The sequence below is a fragment of the Kitasatospora fiedleri genome (genome assembly GCF_948472415.1).
Taxonomy (GTDB): Bacteria; Actinomycetota; Actinomycetes; order Streptomycetales; family Streptomycetaceae; genus Kitasatospora; species Kitasatospora fiedleri.
The window spans coordinates 6,187,315-6,204,507 of sequence record NZ_OX419519.1 but is presented as its reverse complement, the minus strand read 5'-3'; the positions used below and the strand labels follow the sequence as shown (position 1 = coordinate 6,204,507).

At 71.5% G+C, this 17,193-nt stretch carries 17 protein-coding genes and 4 pseudogenes; 15 read left to right on the top strand and 6 right to left on the bottom strand.

Annotation, left to right across the window (positions count from 1 at the left end):
- Window positions 1-90 precede the first annotated feature (90 nt).
- From QMQ26_RS28100 to QMQ26_RS28075, 6 genes and pseudogenes are all read left to right on the top strand, one after another.
- Window positions 91-1,527 (top strand): ALF repeat-containing protein, encoded by a 1,437-nt coding sequence (locus tag QMQ26_RS28100; protein ID WP_282203145.1) that lies wholly within the window; start codon window positions 91-93, stop codon window positions 1,525-1,527.
- The gene (locus QMQ26_RS28095; RefSeq protein WP_282203144.1) at window positions 1,524-4,157 is read left to right on the top strand and encodes a polymorphic toxin-type HINT domain-containing protein; all 2,634 of its coding nucleotides are present in this window, start codon (window positions 1,524-1,526) and stop codon (window positions 4,155-4,157) included. The genes QMQ26_RS28100 and QMQ26_RS28095 overlap by 4 nt, the downstream gene beginning before the upstream one ends.
- Before the next feature lie 6 nt (window positions 4,158-4,163).
- Window positions 4,164-4,724, top strand: coding sequence for an Imm1 family immunity protein (locus QMQ26_RS28090; protein WP_282203143.1), 561 nt, complete (start codon window positions 4,164-4,166; stop codon window positions 4,722-4,724).
- 193 nt (window positions 4,725-4,917) lie between these two features.
- Window positions 4,918-5,007: pseudogene (locus tag QMQ26_RS28085) on the top strand (IS5/IS1182 family transposase); the annotation flags it as partial.
- A gap of 233 nt (window positions 5,008-5,240) precedes the next feature.
- Window positions 5,241-5,990: pseudogene (locus QMQ26_RS28080) on the top strand (IS5 family transposase); the annotation flags it as partial.
- A 756-nt stretch (window positions 5,991-6,746) separates the two neighbouring features.
- The gene (locus QMQ26_RS28075; RefSeq protein WP_404813972.1) at window positions 6,747-7,220 is read left to right on the top strand and encodes an SMI1/KNR4 family protein; all 474 of its coding nucleotides are present in this window, start codon (window positions 6,747-6,749) and stop codon (window positions 7,218-7,220) included.
- Between the two features lie 66 nt (window positions 7,221-7,286).
- Here QMQ26_RS28075 and QMQ26_RS28070 read toward each other — a convergent pair whose 3' ends face one another.
- The 5 genes and pseudogenes from QMQ26_RS28070 to QMQ26_RS28050 all read right to left on the bottom strand — a co-directional run.
- The gene (locus QMQ26_RS28070) at window positions 7,287-8,036 is read right to left on the bottom strand and encodes a transposase (RefSeq protein ID WP_282203141.1); all 750 of its coding nucleotides are present in this window, start codon (window positions 8,034-8,036) and stop codon (window positions 7,287-7,289) included.
- A 163-nt stretch (window positions 8,037-8,199) separates the two neighbouring features.
- Window positions 8,200-8,493: a transposase gene (locus QMQ26_RS28065; protein ID WP_282203140.1), complete on the bottom strand. Its 294-nt coding sequence runs from the start codon at window positions 8,491-8,493 to the stop codon at window positions 8,200-8,202.
- Between the two features lie 6 nt (window positions 8,494-8,499).
- Window positions 8,500-8,988 (bottom strand): hypothetical protein, encoded by a 489-nt coding sequence (locus QMQ26_RS38400; protein ID WP_404813971.1) that lies wholly within the window; start codon window positions 8,986-8,988, stop codon window positions 8,500-8,502.
- Complete coding sequence (locus tag QMQ26_RS28055; protein WP_282206631.1) at window positions 8,939-9,298, bottom strand: transposase; 360 nt, start codon at window positions 9,296-9,298, stop codon at window positions 8,939-8,941. Before QMQ26_RS28055 ends, QMQ26_RS38400 begins: the two co-directional genes overlap by 50 nt.
- 170 nt (window positions 9,299-9,468) lie before the next feature.
- Window positions 9,469-9,586, bottom strand: a pseudogene (locus QMQ26_RS28050) (IS5/IS1182 family transposase); the annotation flags it as partial.
- 122 nt (window positions 9,587-9,708) lie between these two features.
- Here QMQ26_RS28050 and QMQ26_RS28045 point away from each other — a divergent pair.
- The 9 genes and pseudogenes from QMQ26_RS28045 (at window position 9,709) to QMQ26_RS28005 (ending at window position 16,401) form a co-directional block, all read left to right on the top strand.
- Window positions 9,709-10,527, top strand: a pseudogene (locus tag QMQ26_RS28045) (transposase family protein).
- A 19-nt stretch (window positions 10,528-10,546) separates the two neighbouring features.
- Window positions 10,547-11,167, top strand: coding sequence for a PIG-L deacetylase family protein (locus QMQ26_RS28040; protein ID WP_282203138.1), 621 nt, complete (start codon window positions 10,547-10,549; stop codon window positions 11,165-11,167).
- A 78-nt stretch (window positions 11,168-11,245) separates the two neighbouring features.
- Entirely contained in the window at window positions 11,246-11,779 is a 534-nt protein-coding gene (locus tag QMQ26_RS38395; protein WP_404813970.1) for a LysR family transcriptional regulator, read from the top strand.
- Window positions 11,779-11,934, top strand: coding sequence for a VOC family protein (locus QMQ26_RS38390; protein WP_404813969.1), 156 nt, complete (start codon window positions 11,779-11,781; stop codon window positions 11,932-11,934). Before QMQ26_RS38395 ends, QMQ26_RS38390 begins: the two co-directional genes overlap by 1 nt.
- A gap of 43 nt (window positions 11,935-11,977) precedes the next feature.
- Window positions 11,978-12,583: an SMI1/KNR4 family protein gene (locus tag QMQ26_RS28025; RefSeq protein WP_282203137.1), complete on the top strand. Its 606-nt coding sequence runs from the start codon at window positions 11,978-11,980 to the stop codon at window positions 12,581-12,583.
- Window positions 12,584-12,641: 58 nt separating this feature from the next.
- A complete protein-coding gene (locus tag QMQ26_RS28020; RefSeq protein WP_282203136.1) occupies window positions 12,642-13,769 on the top strand; it encodes a hypothetical protein in 1,128 nt (375 codons plus the stop codon).
- A gap of 283 nt (window positions 13,770-14,052) precedes the next feature.
- Complete coding sequence (locus QMQ26_RS28015) at window positions 14,053-14,322, top strand: hypothetical protein (RefSeq protein WP_282203135.1); 270 nt, start codon at window positions 14,053-14,055, stop codon at window positions 14,320-14,322.
- Window positions 14,319-14,792 (top strand): SsgA family sporulation/cell division regulator, encoded by a 474-nt coding sequence (locus tag QMQ26_RS28010; protein ID WP_282203134.1) that lies wholly within the window; start codon window positions 14,319-14,321, stop codon window positions 14,790-14,792. The genes QMQ26_RS28015 and QMQ26_RS28010 overlap by 4 nt, the downstream gene beginning before the upstream one ends.
- A gap of 1,021 nt (window positions 14,793-15,813) precedes the next feature.
- On the top strand, window positions 15,814-16,401 hold the full coding sequence (locus tag QMQ26_RS28005) for a hypothetical protein (RefSeq protein WP_282203133.1): 588 nt from the start codon (window positions 15,814-15,816) through the stop codon (window positions 16,399-16,401).
- Between the two features lie 42 nt (window positions 16,402-16,443).
- On the opposite strand, the gene QMQ26_RS28000 is transcribed toward QMQ26_RS28005, so the two are convergent.
- Window positions 16,444-17,190: an acyl-CoA thioesterase gene (locus QMQ26_RS28000; protein WP_282203132.1), complete on the bottom strand. Its 747-nt coding sequence runs from the start codon at window positions 17,188-17,190 to the stop codon at window positions 16,444-16,446.
- Window positions 17,191-17,193: the final 3 nt, after the last annotated feature.

Sequence of the window (17,193 nt, the reverse complement as noted above, 5' to 3'; positions counted from 1 at the left end):
CTGTGCCGTGGGGTGCTCCCGCTCGCGCTGATGGTGTCGCTGGTGTCCGCGACACCCGTGGCGGCGGACACCGCCCCCACGGGTCCGGCAGTGACTGACCGGGGCCGGGTGCTGCAGGCGTGGAAGGACGGCGGCACCTCGGTGCAGGCCGCCGCCGAGGAGGCACTGGCGGGGGGCGACGACAAGATCGCCGCGTTCCTCGGCTCCGGCGGCTCCGGCCAGGGCGGTACATGGGCTGATGCCGAAGCCAAGGACAACGAGCAGGCGCTCCTGCAGATCGCCGTGACCGGCGGTCCGGCCCTGCGCAAGGCGGCCGCGGCCGCGCTCGACAGCCACGACAAGACGGCCGTCGCCGCGTTCCTGGACCACGGCTGGAGCGCGCCGCTGGCGCAGGACCAACGGGTACGGGTCTCGCAGATCGTCGAGACCGGCGGCCCGGCGACCAAGGCCGCCGGCCTCAAGGCGCTGGACGGCTCGGTCGACGACGTCGGCGAGTTCCTGACCCACACCCAGGACGTCACCCGCGAGAGCGACGCGCGGGTGCGGGTCTCGCAGATCGTCGAGACGGGCGGCCCGGCCACCAAGCAGGCCGGCATGCTGGCCCTGGAGGGCTCGCTCGACGGCATCACCGAGTTCCTGGCGGTCGGTCAGCACATCGCCGCCGCCCGGGACCGCGAGTACGCCGACATCGCGCAGCTGGCCCAGCAGGCCAAGGAGACCAGCGACCAGGCCGAGCGGGAGAAGGACGCCGCACTCGAAGCCGCCGACCAGGCCGTCACCGGAGCGCGACTGGCCCGCGAAGCAGCGGAGAAGGCCCGAAACGAGGCCGAGGCCGCCAAGGGCGACTCGGTCAAGGCCGCCGCCGCGGCCAAGCGCGCGGCCGAAGCAGGGCGCCAGGCCGCAGTGGCGGCGAAGGCCGCCATCACCGCAGCCCAGGCCGCCAACACCGCCTCACGCCTGGCCGCCGCCGCCGCGCAGCAAGCGGCCTCCGCCGCGGCCGGCGCCGATGAGGCGGCCGGCCGCGCGCTGACCTGGGCCGCGCAGGGCAAGGTCGACGAACAGGCCGCCAAAGCCGCCGAGCAGGCCGCCGGCCGCGCCCAGTACGCCGCCGACGCGGCCGACCGCGCCGCCGGCGCCGCTATCGGGGCCCGCGACGCGGCCCGGGCCGCCTTCGGTGCGCTGAACGACCTCGCCTTCACCACCCTGGCCGCGAACCAGGCCAACGACTACGCCAACGCCGCGGGCGCCTACTCGGAGGAGGCCAAGCAGGCCGCCGCCTCCTCCCAGCGCCACGCCGCCGAGGCCCAGCGCTCGGCCAACAAAGCCGCCGACCTCGCCGACCAGTCCGCCGCCGCGGCCCGCGAGGCCGGGCCGCGGCCCGCTCCGCCGCCACCCACGCCGCCAACGCCGCCGAGGCCGCCCGCAACTCCACCCTGCACGCCGGCAACGCCTCCACCGCCGCTCAGCGCGCCACCGCGCACGCCGCCAGTGCGACGGAGGCCGCCAACAGCGCGACAGCGGCGGTGAACAAGGCCACCGCCGTTCACCAGCTGGCCCTGGACAGTGAGAAGGAGGAGCGCGAGGCGCGCAAGGCCACCGGCATCAACCAGGCCCGCGACCTCAAGGCCGCCTTCGACCTCAGCGTCACCGAAGCCGACAAGGCCAGGACCCAGGCCCTGGCCCTCGACCAGACCGCCGTCCAACTCGCCGCCCAGGCCGCCCAGGCCGGCGCCGACACCAACACCATCGTCGCCAACGGCCGCAAGATGGCCCTCGCGGCCCTCAAGACCCGCGGCCCCTGGAGCAAGGCGGCCGCCGAATACGCCCTCACCGGCTCCGACCAGGCCGTCATCGACTACGTCCGCTCCGGCTGGACCGCCTCCCTGCACCAGGACGAGATCCTCCAGGCCCAACAACTCGCCGAGGACAGCGAGTTCACCGCGGTACGCACCGCCGCCACCAACGCCCTGGCCACGAACGACCCGGCCCAGGTCCACACCTTCTTGACCACCGGCCGCCACCAGGTCGCCCTCAACGAATACCGCGTCAAGACCTCCCAGATCCTGGAGACCGGCGGACCCGCCCTCAAGGCCGCAGCCCAGGCCGCCCTGGAGGCCAACACCGCCGACGCGCTGACCACCTTCCTCACCCGCGGCCAGTACACCGCCAAGGCCGCCGACGACCAGGTCAAAATCTCCCAACTCCTGGAAACCGGCGGCGACGGCGGTGGCGAGGAGGTCAAACTCGCCGCGGCCATCGCCATCGAAAGCCCCGGCCCGGCCAAAACCGACTTCCTCACCAGCGGCCGCTACCGCGCCAAGCAGCAGGACGACCTCACCCGGGCCCACGAAGCCACCATCACCAACACCATCGCCACCGCGGCCCAGAGTGCCGCCCTTGCCCAGCAGAACGCCGCCCTCGCCGCCAAGGCCGCCGCCGACGCCAACAACGCCAGCGCCCAAGCCGACCAAGCCGCCGCCGACGCCAACCGCTACGCCGACGCCGCCGCCGGCTACGCCAACGACGCGCAGAAGTCCGCCACCGCGGCCGACACCTCCGCCACCCAGGCCCGCACCAGCGCCGCCAACGCCCAGCAAGCCGCCACCCAGGCCCGGGCCAGCGCTGCAAACGCCCAGGACTCCGCTCGGCGCGCCAGCGCCAGCGCCAGCGCCGCTCGGATCTCCGCCGACACCGCCTACGCGGCCGTCGCCGCAGCCCGCCAATCGGCTGAGAACGCACAGGAATCCGCTGCGAACGCCGCCGCGATCAGCGACGCCGCACAAGCGCAGGCCATCGCCCAGGCTCAAGCGGAGGCAGCGCGCGAAGCACAGGAGGAGGAAGCCCTCTTCGCCTACATGAAGGCTCTCGCTTCCGGGGAGGCCAGCGGTCTCACCTGGACCGACGTGCTCAACGGCTATCTGACCTATCAGAAGTACTTCGGCGTCAGCCTCAATCCAGACGACTACGCCAGCTACGACGCCTTCGCGTCCATGATTCACACCAAGCTCGACATCATCGGGCTGGTGCCAGGCGTCGGAGAAGCCGCCGACCTCGTCAACTGCCTGTGGACCGGCGGCGAATACCTCGCCGACTACGCCAGCGGCGTCGACTTCGGCCTGTCTTGCTTCAGCATGATCCCCATCGCCGGCTGGGCCAGCGCCGGCGCCAAGCTCGTCAAGAAGTTCGGCAAAAAGGCATTGGACGGGGTCGAAGCCGCTTGGAAGTGGGCCACCGGAACCAAGGTCGCCGCCAAAATCGCAAAAATCTGCAACAACAGCTTTCCGACAGGCACCCGGGTTCTGATGGGCGATGGTACGACGAGGCCCATCGAACAGATCAGAACCGGCGACACAGTCCAGGCGACTGATCCCCAGACAGGCGCGAGCGGACCGCGCCATGTCGAATCAATCATCTATACCCCGGACGACACCGGATTCACTGAGCTGACAGTCGTCGACCCCGACAAGGGGCGGCAGGGATCCGTCACCTCCACAGATCACCATCCCTTCTGGCGGTTGGACACTGCCGAGTGGATTGACGCGGCCGACATCCGCCCAGGTGAAACCCTTCGCACCGAAAACGGAACCGCTGCTCAGGTGGCATCCGTCAGGCATTGGACCGGACTGCAGCCCGCCTACAACCTGACTGTCGCGGACCTCCACACGTATTTCGTGCTGGCGGGCCAGACTCCCCTCCTCGTCCATAACGTCATCTGCATCGACCTGGACGCCGTCTTCAATAAGCTCCCCTCTTGGAAAAAGGGAGACAAGACGGTCGGGCAGCCGATATTCATTGACAAGGACGGCTTCGTAGATTTGCCGGTCATCACCAGCGGCGAGACTGAATACCAGGCCGAGATCAGTGAATATCTTTCCAAGAAGTACGGGAAAGATGCCGGGTACCCAACAGACACTCACGTGGAGACTATGTATGCCTGGATAATGCGAAAGGCGATCAAGGAAAAGGGGATAGAGAAGCTTGACATTTCTATAGTGATCAACAATACTGATGGAATTTGCAACAAGGTGTATAATTGCACCGATGCGGTGGCGCTCATTCTTCCCGCCGGTCACACGCTCACGGTGTGGGTGAAAGACCTTGCCACCGGCAAGCTGGTTGCGAAGAAAATCGTAGGCAAGGGATCGTTGGAGGACTAAATGGTCATGAAGGTCATGCTCGGTGACGAGCAGCTTCGCGGGGGGACCGACAGTCAGGTCGACCGCATAATCTCGAAGGTGGTGACGGAGCTTGAATATGGAGATCAGGCCTGGATCTCCCTCGATGATGAAATGATCAAAGAGGGCGACCGCTCCACCAACTTTCTCATAGTCTCCTTGAATAGGTCGACAGGGTATGGCGGCTTTGTGTGGTTTGTTGACGCGAGGTTTCCAAGGAAAGGGGGGATTTACGACTCGGTTTGGGTCTCTGATGCCCCAGAGCCGCCCGGGGGAGACCCCGACGTAATTACGGATATCCACTGCCCGGTTTTTCTCGACCGCAAGAGTGCAATTCCGCTGGCAGTCGTTCGCGAAGTGATCGAAGAGTACTGGCGAACAGGGACGGGCGACAGGCCGAACCGAATCAACTGGACTCCGGGGCACATGAACGGTAGCCGTAACGACACTGAAACCCCTCCTGGACGAATCTCCACCGATGCAAAGTCTGCATTCGAAGGTCTCGTAGCGGCGATTAGCTCAGGAGAAATTTCCAGCCGACAGCCGTAATTCTGTCCCGCTGCATAACGACAGCACCCGAGAGGCTGGGTGGCCGCTACTGAGCTTCTTTCATCCTGTCCTAAGAGGGTGAAATGGCTGGTCAGCGGGGGCGGGGTGACAGGCGAGGCTCCTGGTCGTTGCGTTGGTGTTCTCTACGCACCGCGCTCTGACCGAGGAGCCTCGCTTGGTCCCGTATCCTGCCATGCTCGATGTCCCGTACGAGCTGGTCGAGCATGTCTCCTGGCTGATCTACACCCGAAGGCGTGAACTGAACTCACGCTGGCGCAGGCTCACTGGGCGTTTCAGCCGTAGTTGGGATGGTTGATCCCGTTTTCCGGGGAGCTCGGGCTGCTGGCGTTCGGTGACGGTTGGGGTTCTGGTGGCAGGAGTGCCGCTGTTGCGCCTATGCCTGTCGGAACTGCGCGGTTCCTCCTGTCTCGTCCCAAGAAGTCGAGCCCACGGGCTTTTGTCTCTCGGGTGCCGCGAGTCCTGGGCAGCGGGGCAATCCCGCAGTATGCCGTTGTCATGACGGAACGTCGACCGTATCCGAGCGACCTGTCCGACGCCCGCTGGGCCCTGGTCGAACCCACCCTCACCGCCTGGCGCCGGGCCCGCACCGAGCAGGCCCTCGCGTTCGGCCGGCCCCCCGAGCACGAGCTGCGCGACCTCCTGGACGCGATCCTCTACGTCGACCGCACCGGCATCCCCTGGCGCTACCTCCCGCACGACTACCCGCCCTGGGAAACCGTCTACGCCTACTTCGCCCGATGGCAGAAGGAGGGGGTGTTCGAGCAGCTCAACGGACTGCTGCGGCATCTGGTCCGCACCGCCGAGGGCCGCGGCCCGGACCCGACGGCCTGCATCGTCGACTCCCAGAGCGTGAAGACCTCCACGAACGTCCCCGCCTCCTCGCAGGGCATCGATGCCGGCAAGAAGATCGTGGGCAGGAAGCGCAGCATCGTCACCGACACGATCGGTCTGCTGCTGATGGTCCTGGTCACCGCCGCGAGCGTGCCCGACGGCACCGCCGGCCGGCAACTGCTGACCGCCGTCGCCACCGAGCACCCCGCCGTCCGCAAGGCCTGGACCGACATGGGCTACAAGAACGCCGTCGTCGAACACGGCGCCATCCTCGGCATCGACGTCGAGATCGTCCGCCGCGACCCCGCGACCAGGGGATTCGTCATCCAGCCTCGCCGCTGGGTCGTCGAGCGGACCTTCGGCTGGCTCATGCACCACCGCCGTCTCGCCCGCGACTACGAAGCCGTCCCCGCCCGTTGGTCCGCCGGTCCACCCGGCCGTTCACCCGCCGGTCCACCCGGCCCGGTCCGGCCTGCCTGCCTGCCGGTCCGTCCGGTTCGTTCATCGGCTGTCCACCCGTCCCGGCCGCTCGTTCGTCCCGGCCGGTCCGCCCGGCCCGCTCCGCTGGTCGGCTGGTCGGCTGGTCCGTTCACCCGGCCGCCGGTCCGCCGGTCCACCTGGCAGCCGGTCCGTCCGCCGTCCCGGTCCGGTCCGCCTGCCGGTCCGACCCGCGCGGCTCCGCCTGCCGGCCCGTCCGTTGTCCCGTCCGTCCCGGCCCCGGCCGTCCGGCCGCCTGCCGCCGTCCCGGTTCACCCGGCCGTCCACCCGCCGGTCCACCCGGCCCGCTCCGCCGCCCGTCCCGGCCGTTCGGTCACGGTCGCCGCCTGCCGGTCCGTTCACCTGCCGGTCCGTCCTGTCCGTCCCGGTCCGCCTGCCGTCCGGTCCCGGCCTGCCCGCCGTCCCGGCTGTCCGTCCGGCCTGCTCGCCGGGCACAGTGGGTTGTTGATCGTGGGAAGGGATGGAACGCACGCTCGAAGTACCATCCCTGCAAGGTTCTCCGGCCGATACTTCCCAACCTTCGCAGTGGCGTAGTCGGACGGAGACATACCCGTAGAGGACAGAGGGCAGAGGGCGATGAGTGTGACTGAGAGTTGGTCGCGTGTGATGAGTCTTCTTCGGGAGCACGCGCCGGCCGATCACGCAGATCTGCCAGGGCCCGCTACGGAGCAGATGCTCGCGGCAGCCGAGGAACGGATGGGGATCTCTCTGCATGGGGATCTGCGGACGTGGCTGTTGCAGAACAATCTGGATCTGCCAGAGGGAGACGTCGACTACGACGTGGCATGCTGCGGCTTCGACGGGTTCCCCGACGAGGGGAGCTTCTTTCTGGGCATCCGGGCGATGGAGAGGCTCTACGCGAACCGCTCCATGCCCGGTGGATTCGACCCTCCGGACCAGCCCGACTACCCGTTCTGGCGTAACGAGTGGATCCCGTTCCTGTCGGACCAGGACGGCTGGATGGGAAAGTTCATCGATGTGCGGGACGGCCGCGTCGGCCGCTGGTTCGTGGGTGAGCCCACGGTTACGGGCGAGTACGAATCGATGGCCCAGTATTTCGACTCCGTGGCGGAGACGCTGACGAGGATCGCCGGTGGAAGTTACCCGGTCTGTCGGTTCACCGAAGGTCGGCTTGTCTGGTCGTAAGGCGGTTCCCGACCGGATGACGGACATTGCCAATCCGTCTTCATCCTGGAACGGCAATGAGAATCATCAGCGTTGACGTTCCAGGGTGAGGATGGCTGCGGCGATGACGGTCATGCGGTTGGGGCTGCAGCGGGCCCGGCGGAGGACCTGCCAGGACTTCAGCCTTGCGATGCTTCGTTCGACCGGTGCCCGTGCTGCCGACAGGGCCCGGTTGATCGTTCGCTGGGTCGTGGTGAGGTCCCTGTTCGGGAGCCGTCTGATCGGTGTGGTCACCCAGGGGCCGGCTCCGATGTAGGCGCGGTCGGCGAGGATGGGGACGCCCTGGCGTTCGCAGATCCGGATGATTCGGTGGGTTCGGGCCGCGGTCAGGTCGTGGGTGCGGCCGGGCAGCGCGGGTGAGATCCACAGCAGCTTGCCAGTGGGATCGGCCACGACCTGCACGTTCACGCCGTGGCGACGGTGCTTCTGCGAGAAGTCGCTCCGGCTGTCGCCGACCCGGTCGCACTCGGCGAGCGTCCCGTCGAGCAGGACGTGATCAGGATCCGTCTCGCGCAGAACCCGCAGCAGACCGGGCGCCCGTCGGGACAGGTGATCGACGACGGCCGTGACGTAGGCGTGGGCGGTGCCGATGGATATACCGAAGCCAGCGGCGATCTGCGCGAGCGTGTCGTGGCGGCGCAGGTAGACCAAGCCGACGAGGGCGCGCTGGTGGGGCGGTAGCTTGCAGCGTCGGTCACCCTCACGAGTGACGATGAGCACGGATACCCACTCGACCAGGGCGTGCGGCAGGTCGAGTGCGGCAGGACGGGGAACCAATGAGCCTCCTGTGTTGATGAGTTGAGATGTCTAACACCTCTCTCAACGGCACGGGAGCCTCGTGCGTTGCGGAACGCTGGCCCGTCACCCGATCAGTGGCCACTCTGAAAGAGCTCAGTGACTGGCTCTTCCAAGATTTTCGTAGGCGTTGATCGTTGCCTCGTCAGTTGAGCAGGATGAGCTGGCGCAGGAGGAGGTGGCCGGCGCGGCCGTACCGTTGGCGCTTGAGTAGTTTGATCTTGCAGTTGACGCCCTCGGTGCGGCCGTTGTGGTGAGGCAGCGTGAGCGCGGCGTCGACGGCGGCGCGGTCGCGTTCCAGGCCGGTGGCGAAGGAGCGCAGGAAGGGAAGATCGGCGGCGCGGGTCCGGATGATCCAGGCGGTCAACTTTTCGTTGTTGCCCGGGCAGGGGGTAAGGAGGCCGGCGAAGGTACGGATCTGCTCGGTCAGTGCGATCATCTCGGGTCAGGCGGCAGCGAGTTGGTCGCGCAGTGCGTGCTGAGTGCCACCAAGGCGGTCGGGGTGGCAGGTGAGCAGGCCGGTGACCTTGCGGGGCGACAGCGCGGCGTGGTCGGCCTCGACGCGGCCTTGGTTGATGTAGCAGACCAGGAGGTTGGCGCTGCCGCTGTAGCCCTGCTCGCGGATCTCCGCGAGCAGGTGGGCAACCAGGACGGCCAGGTCCTGCGCGCGACGTTCTCGCAGGTGGCCACGGTAGGGGTCGACGAGACTGGAGCGGTAGACGGGGGCGCGGACCATCCGGTCGGGCTCGGCGGCACGGGCGTACCGTTTGACGGTGTTGAGCGAGATGCCCAGGCGTCGGGCGCAGGCGAGGAGTCCGACGCCCTGGTCGAGGAGGTCGTGGGCCTGCTGCCAGCGTTGACGGGTGGTGGTCGTGCGTTGGCCCTCAGTCAGGGGTGGACCGAGACTTGCCCCAGCATGAGGCGTGCGCGCCAACCTCTTTCAGGACCGCCTGGGCCAGGCCGTGCCAAAGGTGCCAGCGGTCGCTGACCTGGACGATTTCTGGGTCGGCGGTGGCGGTGGCCTGGGCGAAGCCGCCGGAACCGTCCCGGCACATGATGCGGATGCCGGGGTGTTCACGCAACCAGCGGGTGACCGTGTCCGTCTTGCGGTCGGGCAGTACCTCGATGCGCTGCCCACTGTCGGCGTCAATGATGATCGTGGCGTAGTTGTGTCCCTTGAGCAGGGCGAACTCGTCGATCCCGACCGCCACAGGCGTGGGCCGGTCGGGCAGCGGGATGCGCATCAGGTGGTTCAGCATCGTTGCCGAAGAAAGGGGCTGATGCAGCACCGCCAGCAGCCTCGCGGCGGCGGTGCCCGCCAGCGCCACCGCGAGGGACTCGACGATCCGTCGCAGCGCCGGGGTTCTGCGCTGGTAACGCTCGGTCAGTCCGGCGACCTGCTCAACGAACGTGGTCTTTGCGAAGGCCGGAGCTTGACGCCGGCGGTCAACCTCCCGGGTGACGATCAGCATGGTGACCCACTCGACGAGCGCGTGCGGCAGGTCCGGTGCGGCAGGATAGGTAACCGCCAGGGCTCCCCGGCAACAGAGTTGAGACGTCAGATACCTCACTGAACCTCTTTCATCCTGTCCCTGCAGGGTGAACTGCCTCGTCAGCAGGCGACAGTGACGCAACAGGGCCCCTCGTCGTTGCCGTGGTGATCTCACTCATCACGTCGCCGCCGAGGGGCCCTGTTGGTCTTGTATCCTGCCATGCTTGACGTCCCGCACGAGCTGGTCGAGCACGTCTCGTGGTTGATCCATACCCGAAGGTGTGAACTGGGATCGCGTTGGCGGAAGTTGAGCTGCTTCAAGCAGGCCCTGCCGGTCTGGCCCATCTGCGGAAGAACGAGACGTTCGCCCGGGTCGCCGCAGGGTTCGGGGTGTCGGAGGCGGCGGCCTGGCGGTACGTCGACGAGACCTTGGAGGTCCTGGCCGCGTGGACACCGGGCCTGCGCAAGGCCCTGCTGGGACTGGGCGAGGGCGACTTCGTGATCGTCGACGGCACGCTGATCCCGACCGACCGGATCGCCGCCGACGAGCCGTACTACTCGCAAAAGCACCGCAAGCACGGGATGAACGTGCAGGCCGTCGCCGCACCTAACGGCACACCCCTGTGGTTCTCCCGCGCCCTGCCGGGCCGCACCCACGACCTGACCGCCGCCCGCGCCCACGGAATCGTCCAGGCCTGCCTGACCCGCGAGGTCCTCGTCCTGGCGGACCGGGCCTACCGAGGTGCCGGCGCAACCTCCCGCACCCCCTACTACAACCACCACGAACTCCCGGACCACTACCAGCAGCACAACCGCGACTACGCCCGACTCCGAGCACCAGGCGAACGCGCCTTCGCCCGGCTGAAGGCATGGAAGGTCTTCAGCAGAGCCCGCTGCTCGACCAACCGCATCAGCCGCCTGATCGCCGCCGTCCACACCCTCATGATCCACAGCCCCGCGAACAGCGAAAACTCAGGATGAAAGAGGCTCACTGGCCGAGTTGGGCGCGGGTGCGCCGCGGCTGCTGGGGTACGCGGACGCGAAGGTGCCGGAGTCGGCCCCGGGCGCGGACCGGCTGGTGGACGTGCCGGTGGAACCGGCGGTGCGGCAACTGGTCGCGCAGCTGCGCGAGTTCCGGCCGGGCTGGGTGGTGACGCACGACGCGTACGGGGGGATGACCGGGCACCCGGACCACCGGCAGACCCACCGGCTGACGCTGCTCGCCGTCCAGGCCGCCGCGCTGCCCGCCCTGTACCCGGAGCTCGGCGACCCCTGGCGGGTGGAGCGCCTGCTGCTCGCCACCCACCCGGACGGCGCGGCCCGCGAGTTGGCCCCGCTGCTGCTGCGCCCCGGCCGGACGGCGTACACCGTGCCGGACGCGGAGGTGACGGCGCTGGACGTCTCCCCCTGGCTGGACCGCAAGCTCGCGGCGGTGTTCGCGCACCGTTCGGAGGTGGAGCGCGGCGCCCTCCCGGGGCGGCTGGCCGCCGCGACCCCGGCGGACCGGGCCCGGATGGCGGGCACCGAGTGGTACCAGCACCAGCCGCTGCCGGGCGCGCCCCCGGCGTCCGGGGGCTTCACGGGCCAGTTCCGGGAGGCGAAGGTGAGCGAAATCAACTGACATGTTGCGTGTCACCTTGCATGGAGTGCCCGATCTCACCGCCGAGGCGGGGCCGCCCGCGCGCGAGGAGGGTCGGCCGTGGATCTGGAACTGCGACACCTGCGAGTGCTCTGCGCGATCGCCGACAGCGGCAGCGTGGGCCGGGCGGCGGCGGCGATCGGCGCGTCCCAGCCCGCCACCAGCACCCAACTGCGGCGGATCGAACGGCACTTGGGCGCTGCGGTGTTCGACCGGACGGCCGCCGGGGTGGTGCCCACCACCTTCGGGGCCGAGGTGCCGGCCGCCGCCCGCGAGCCGCTCGCCCGGGTCGACCGGCTCGGGCGGGCCGCCACCCCGGACGGCGGGCGCCCGCACCGCGAACTGCGGCTGACCGCCGACTGCCCCGCCCTGCTGCCCGGCACCCTGGCCCGGGCCCGACACCTGCGGCCCGAACTGCGCTTCGCACTGACCCCGCCCGGGGACGCCGAACCGCCCGACTGGCACCCGGGCCACGAGGGGCCCGGCACCGCCGTGGTCGCACCCTCAGCGCGGGGCTCGTTCCTGGTCTTCCGGCAGGCCGACGGCTACCGCCCCCCGACCGGGCCCCGGAGGAGGGCCGGCAGCGCCCGGTGATGCACTTCGGCTTCCAGGTCGCCGACTTGGAAGCCGCCGTCGCGGAGGCACTCGCCCTGGGCGCCGCCCTCACCGACCACCAGCCGCAGCCCCGCGGCCGCGTCCTGTTCGACCCGGCCGGGCACCCGTTCCGCCTCTGCCACGACCCGTCCTGAGCCGCCCGCGAGGTGTCGGCGGAGTACGGCAGACTGACCCGCCGTGAACACCTCCGCATCCGCGCTCCCGGCCGCCTGGGCCCCGATCCGCGCCTGGTTGGACGACCGCACCCGCCCGGGCCCGCTCCGGCCGGCCGCCGGTCCCGACGCGCTGGACGCCGCCGGGGCGGCGCTCGGGCTGTCGCTGCCCGCCGAGCTGCGGTGCTGGTGGCTGCTGCCGGACGTGGCCGGGGGCCACTGGCTCCCCGGCGCCTTCGCGCCGCTCGCGCTCCCGGCGGCCCTGGAGCACCGCGAGATCCAGCTCCAGGTGGCCGCGGCCGAGGGCGAATCCGTCGGCCCGGACGGCCGTCCCGCGCCCCGCTACCGGCCGGAGTTCCTGCCGATCGCGGAGAGCCCGGGCGGCGACACCCTGATCGTGGACCTGGGCCCGGGGGACGCCCGCGGCGCCGTCCGGCTCTGGGACCACGAGACCTGGCGGCCGGACGCCCCGCTGTGGCCCTCCGTCACTGCGATGCTGCACGACACCGCGCGCGCCCTGGCGACCGGCGCTCCCGCCCTGCTCGGCCACCGCGCCCTCGGCGGCTCCACCCCGCCGGTCACCGCCGTCGTCGGCGCGGACGGGGACCTCGACTGGTCGGTGGCGGGGTGAGCCTGCCCACGGGCAGGCGTGGCCGGAGGCCGGGCGGGGGTGGGCGATCATTCTCGGTATGACCCCCGTTCTGGTGTTCGGCCTCGCCGCGATGATCATGCTGTGGACGCGGCGGCGGACCGGCGCCCCCCGGCCGGGCCGGGCGGCGGAGCGGGCGGGGGCCGTCCCGGCGGGGTTCGATCCGGCCGTGCACGGGCTGGTGCCCTCGGCGGAGTTGGACCCGGGGCGGGCCGGGCCGCCGATGCGGCTGCTGCGCCGCAAGGAACTGGGGGCGCTGGCGGACTCCTGCCTGGCGGGCGGCTGGCGGGCCGCCGAGGCGTACGTGGCGGCGGCGGGGGCGGACTGGGACGAGCGCTGGTCCCGGCTGGACTTCCTGACCCGGGTGGCGGCCGAGCGCGACGCCTGGCTGACCGCCTGGGAGGAGGCGGGGACGGCGCCGTGCGCCGCCGCGACGGTCCGGGCCCGGCTGCTGGTGCAGCGGGCCTGGGAGGCGCGCGGCAGCGGCCTCCCGGCGCAGGTCGCGCCGGAGCGGCTGGCCGCGTTCCGGACGCAGCTGCCCGCGGCGTACGAACTGGCGCGGCGGGCGGCCGAGTCGGACGGGCGCGACCCTGGCCCCTGGGTGGTCATGATCGCGGCGGCGCGCGGGTTGCGGCTGCCGCGGCGGGAGTTCCGGGAGCTGTGGGGGGAGGTGGTCGCGCGGGCCCCGCACCACGTCGGCGGGCACTGGCAGGCGATGCAGTACTGGTGCGCCAAGTGGCACGGCAGCGACGCGCTGATGCTGCGGTTCGCGGTGCGCGCGGTGCACTCCGCCCCGGCCGGTTCGCCGCTGCCCGGGCTGTACCTCCAGGCGCTCACCGAGCTGGAGTCGCGGCACGGCCCGCGCGGGCTGCCCGGCGGCCGCCGGTACCGGGAGCTGCTGCCCCGGGTGGCGGCGGCGCTGGACGGCACCCCCGCGTCGAACGACCAGGTGCCGCTGCTGCGGCACCTGCTGGCGCACTTCGCCCTGACGTCCCGGCAGCCCGCGCTGGCGTTGGAGCAGTTCCGGCGGATCGGCCCGTGGTGCGGCGCCCACCCGTGGTCGGCCGGGCCGGACCCGGTCCGGGCCTTCGACCGGGCCCGCGCGCTGGCCGCGTCCCTGGCCGCCGCGGACGGGACGGGCGGCGACCGGACAGCCGCGCACGCCTGATCCGGCCCCGCGTCCCGTCCCCCTCCGCTCCCCCTCCACTCCCCCCTCTCGGCGCCCGTCGTCGGGACGAGTCGGACGGGCGTCCGGGACGGCCGGTTCACCACTACGGGGGCACCGCGGCGGGGCCGTGGCGGCGGGACGGCACCCGTCCGGTGCGAGGGGTGACGAGTGCCGTGACCGCCCCCGGGTTCGGTCGTTATCCCCGAACGTGAGTGCCGACCCATGGGCCCCTATGGGCGTCCGAGACGAAACGATTCAGCAAGCTCCCATCTACGCACGGTTGGTGACCCTCTGGCACCAGTCCGGCCGCACCGTGCCCGGCGGCCGGGACCACGAGTGGTCCCGGCTGGTCACCCCGCCCCGGTTCTCCGCCCACCCGGCCCCCGAACGGGAACGCCTCTCCCCGCACCCCCCGCCCGATCCGGCCCCCGCCGCCCCGCGCACCGCCCCGCCCGTCGCGGCCCCCACTGCTCCACCCACCGCCCCGCCCACCGCACCGCCCGGCACGTCCCCCGCCACCCCGTCCGTCGTCCGTCCGAGGGAGGACCGGTGACCCACCAGAACACCCCGCGCGCGTGGCTCCGGCGCAACGGCGGGCCGGACTGCGTGCTGCTGCTGGACGTGACGGTGTCGCCGTGCCCGGGGCTGCGGGTCTCGGTGCCCGCCCGGCTGCGCTACCACCGGGCCGACCCGTACGCCGTGCACCTGGACTGCCACGTGGACCTGGAGGAGCCGATCACCTGGCTGTTCGCCCGCGAGCTGCTGGTGGAGGGCCTGGAGGGGTGGGCCGGGATCGGCGACGTGACGATCCGGCGGTCGAGCGCGGACGGGGACCTGCTGGCGATCGCGCTGAGCACGCCCGGGCAGACCGCGGTGCTGCACACCCCGGCCGGGCCGGTCGGCGAGTTCCTGGAGCTGACCCACCGGGTGGTGCCGGCCGGCACCGAGCACCTGCTGCTGGACGCCGGGGGGCTGCTGCGCCGGATTCTGGCGGAGGCCGTGGGCCCGGAGAAATACGAATAGCGCCGGGCCGATCATATTCCTGTCGGGTCATCACATTCCCCGGGTCCGAGAACTCGGTCACCACACCGCCCACAACTCCTTCGCCAGCGAACGGAGACGGCCGCCTGGTATCGATTTCCGCCTCCGTCCGTGGAACGTTCGGCATCTGTCGGAAATCGGTATTCGCGGTCGGCGCCGCCCGTTATTCTGAGGCCAGCCCCCGAGGTGGTCCGCACGAGGAGTCGTCGATGTCACACGCCCGCGGTCCGAACGTCGCGCTGCGCGGCTGCATGGCGGAGGCCGGGTGGAACGGCCCCGCGCTGGCGGCCGCGTTGCAGAAGGTCGCCCGGGAGAGCGGCTTCAGCGTGGGCTACGACCGGACGACGGTGGCGCACTGGCTGTCCGGCACCCAGCCCCGCCCGCCCGGGCCGCAACTGCTGGAGGAGGCGTTCGCCCGGCGGCTGGGCCGCCCGGTCTCCCGGAGCGAGCTCGGCCTCCAGCCGACCGAGCAGAGCGCCGCCGAGGAGCCGGAGACCGATCCGACGGACGCCCTGACGGGGCTGCGCCTGCTGCATTCCTGGCCGAATTCCGGCGAACCGCAGGACGAGGCGTCCCAGCCCCCGCTGTTCCAGATCCGGATGCTGCCCTCCCCCCGCTCCCCGGTGAGATCCGCCCCGGCCGCGGAATCCGCGCCCCGGCCGCCGCTGGTCCCGGCCGGCCGCCGCCCCGGCCCGGAGCGGATCGGGGCCCGGCAGGTGGAGGCGGTGCGGGAGATGACGGCGTTCGGCGCCCGGCACTACGACGGGTACGGCGGGGCGATCGCCCGGAGCCTGCTGCTGGGCTACCTGCGGGACCACGTGCTGCCCTGGGCGAAGTCCCCTCCGGGGGCGCGCGGCACCGCGAACTGCTGGTCGCCGCGTCCCAGCTGGTCCGCCTGGTCGGGCGGACGTACACCGACGACAACCGGCACGGCGAGGCCCAGCGGCACTACCGGCTGGCGTACCAGCTGGCCGCCGAGGCGCAGGACGGGCAGGCCCAGGCGATGGCGCTGCGCGACCAGAGCACCCAGGCCGGGGCGCTCGGGCACCAGGCGTACGCGGCCCGGCTGGCGGACGCGGCGGCCGAGCACCTGCCGCCGGACGCGGCACCGGGCGTGCGGGCCTTCGTGCTGGCCCAGCGGGCGGTGGCGGCGGCCCGGCTGCGCCAGGCGGCGGAGGCGCTCCGGCACCTGGAGGGGGCGCAGCAGTGGGCCGGGCGGGCGACCGCGGAGGGCGGCCCGCACCGGTACCCGGAGCCCGCCCTGCTGTACCAGGCCGCGCAGGTGCACCGCTCGCTGCGGTCCACCGACCTGTCGCTGTCGTACCTGCGGGCCTCGCTGCGGGCCCGGCCGGCCGGCGAGCACCGGACGATCGGGGTGTCGCTGCTGCAACTGGCGCACCTGGAGCTGGACGCGGGCAACATCCACCAGGCCCGGCGGGCGTACACGAGCTTCCGGGAGCGGCAGGACGCGCTGCGCTCCCCGGCGACGACGCTGCAACTGTCGCGCCTGGAGAACCGGTTCGCCCGGCTGGGCGGGTGGCCGGGCTCTCCGGAAGGGGGCAGGCGGAGGTCCGGCCCGGCCGCGGGGTGAGCCGGGCGGGCCGGTTGCTTGGCGGGCCGGGGCGGCGGGTGGTCAATGGGGGCATGAACGATCCCTCGTACTACCCGCTGGTCTCACCCGTCCCCCCGTGGCCGCCGTCCCCGGAGGCGCCGGAGGCACCGTCCCCGGAGCCCGCACCGGCCCCCGGAGTCCCCGGGGCGCCCGGGGCGCCGGCGGTGGACGGCGGCGTACCGGCGGAACGGGGCCGGCCCCGGGGCCGGGGTGGGGTGCCCGGGCCGGGGCCGGCGGTGCTCCTCCCGGGGGCGGGGAGGGTGCTCCCGTGCCGTGCTCAGGAGGCCCGTTCGCCGAGGACGGGGACCCTGATCCGGCCGGGGAGCGCACGGGGACGCGGCCGACGGGGGCGACGGGGGCGACCGGTCCGGCCGGGCGGACCCGGTAGCGGTTGAGGTGGTGGCGCTCGGCCTCGCGCAGCGGTCGGCTGCGCCGGGTCGCGGCGTCGGTCGGCACGGTGACCGTCCGGGCCTGGAACACCAGCTGTCCGCGTCGGCGGGCCTCGCAGGTGGTGCTGATCGAGGACCGGCCGAGGCGCTCCACCCAGATCTGCACGGGCAGCGGGGTGGGGCAGTGGTAGAGCGGGGAGCGGTAGTCGATCTCGTGACGGGCGATCATGAACCCGTCCTCGAACAGGTCCTGGCCCTCGGTGTCGTCGTACAGCAGGCAGTAGACGGCCTCCTGGACGTACTGGAGCACCTTGAGGTTGTTGACGTGGCCGAAGGCGTCCATGTCGCCCCAGCGGGTGCGGCACATGTAGGTGTACAACGG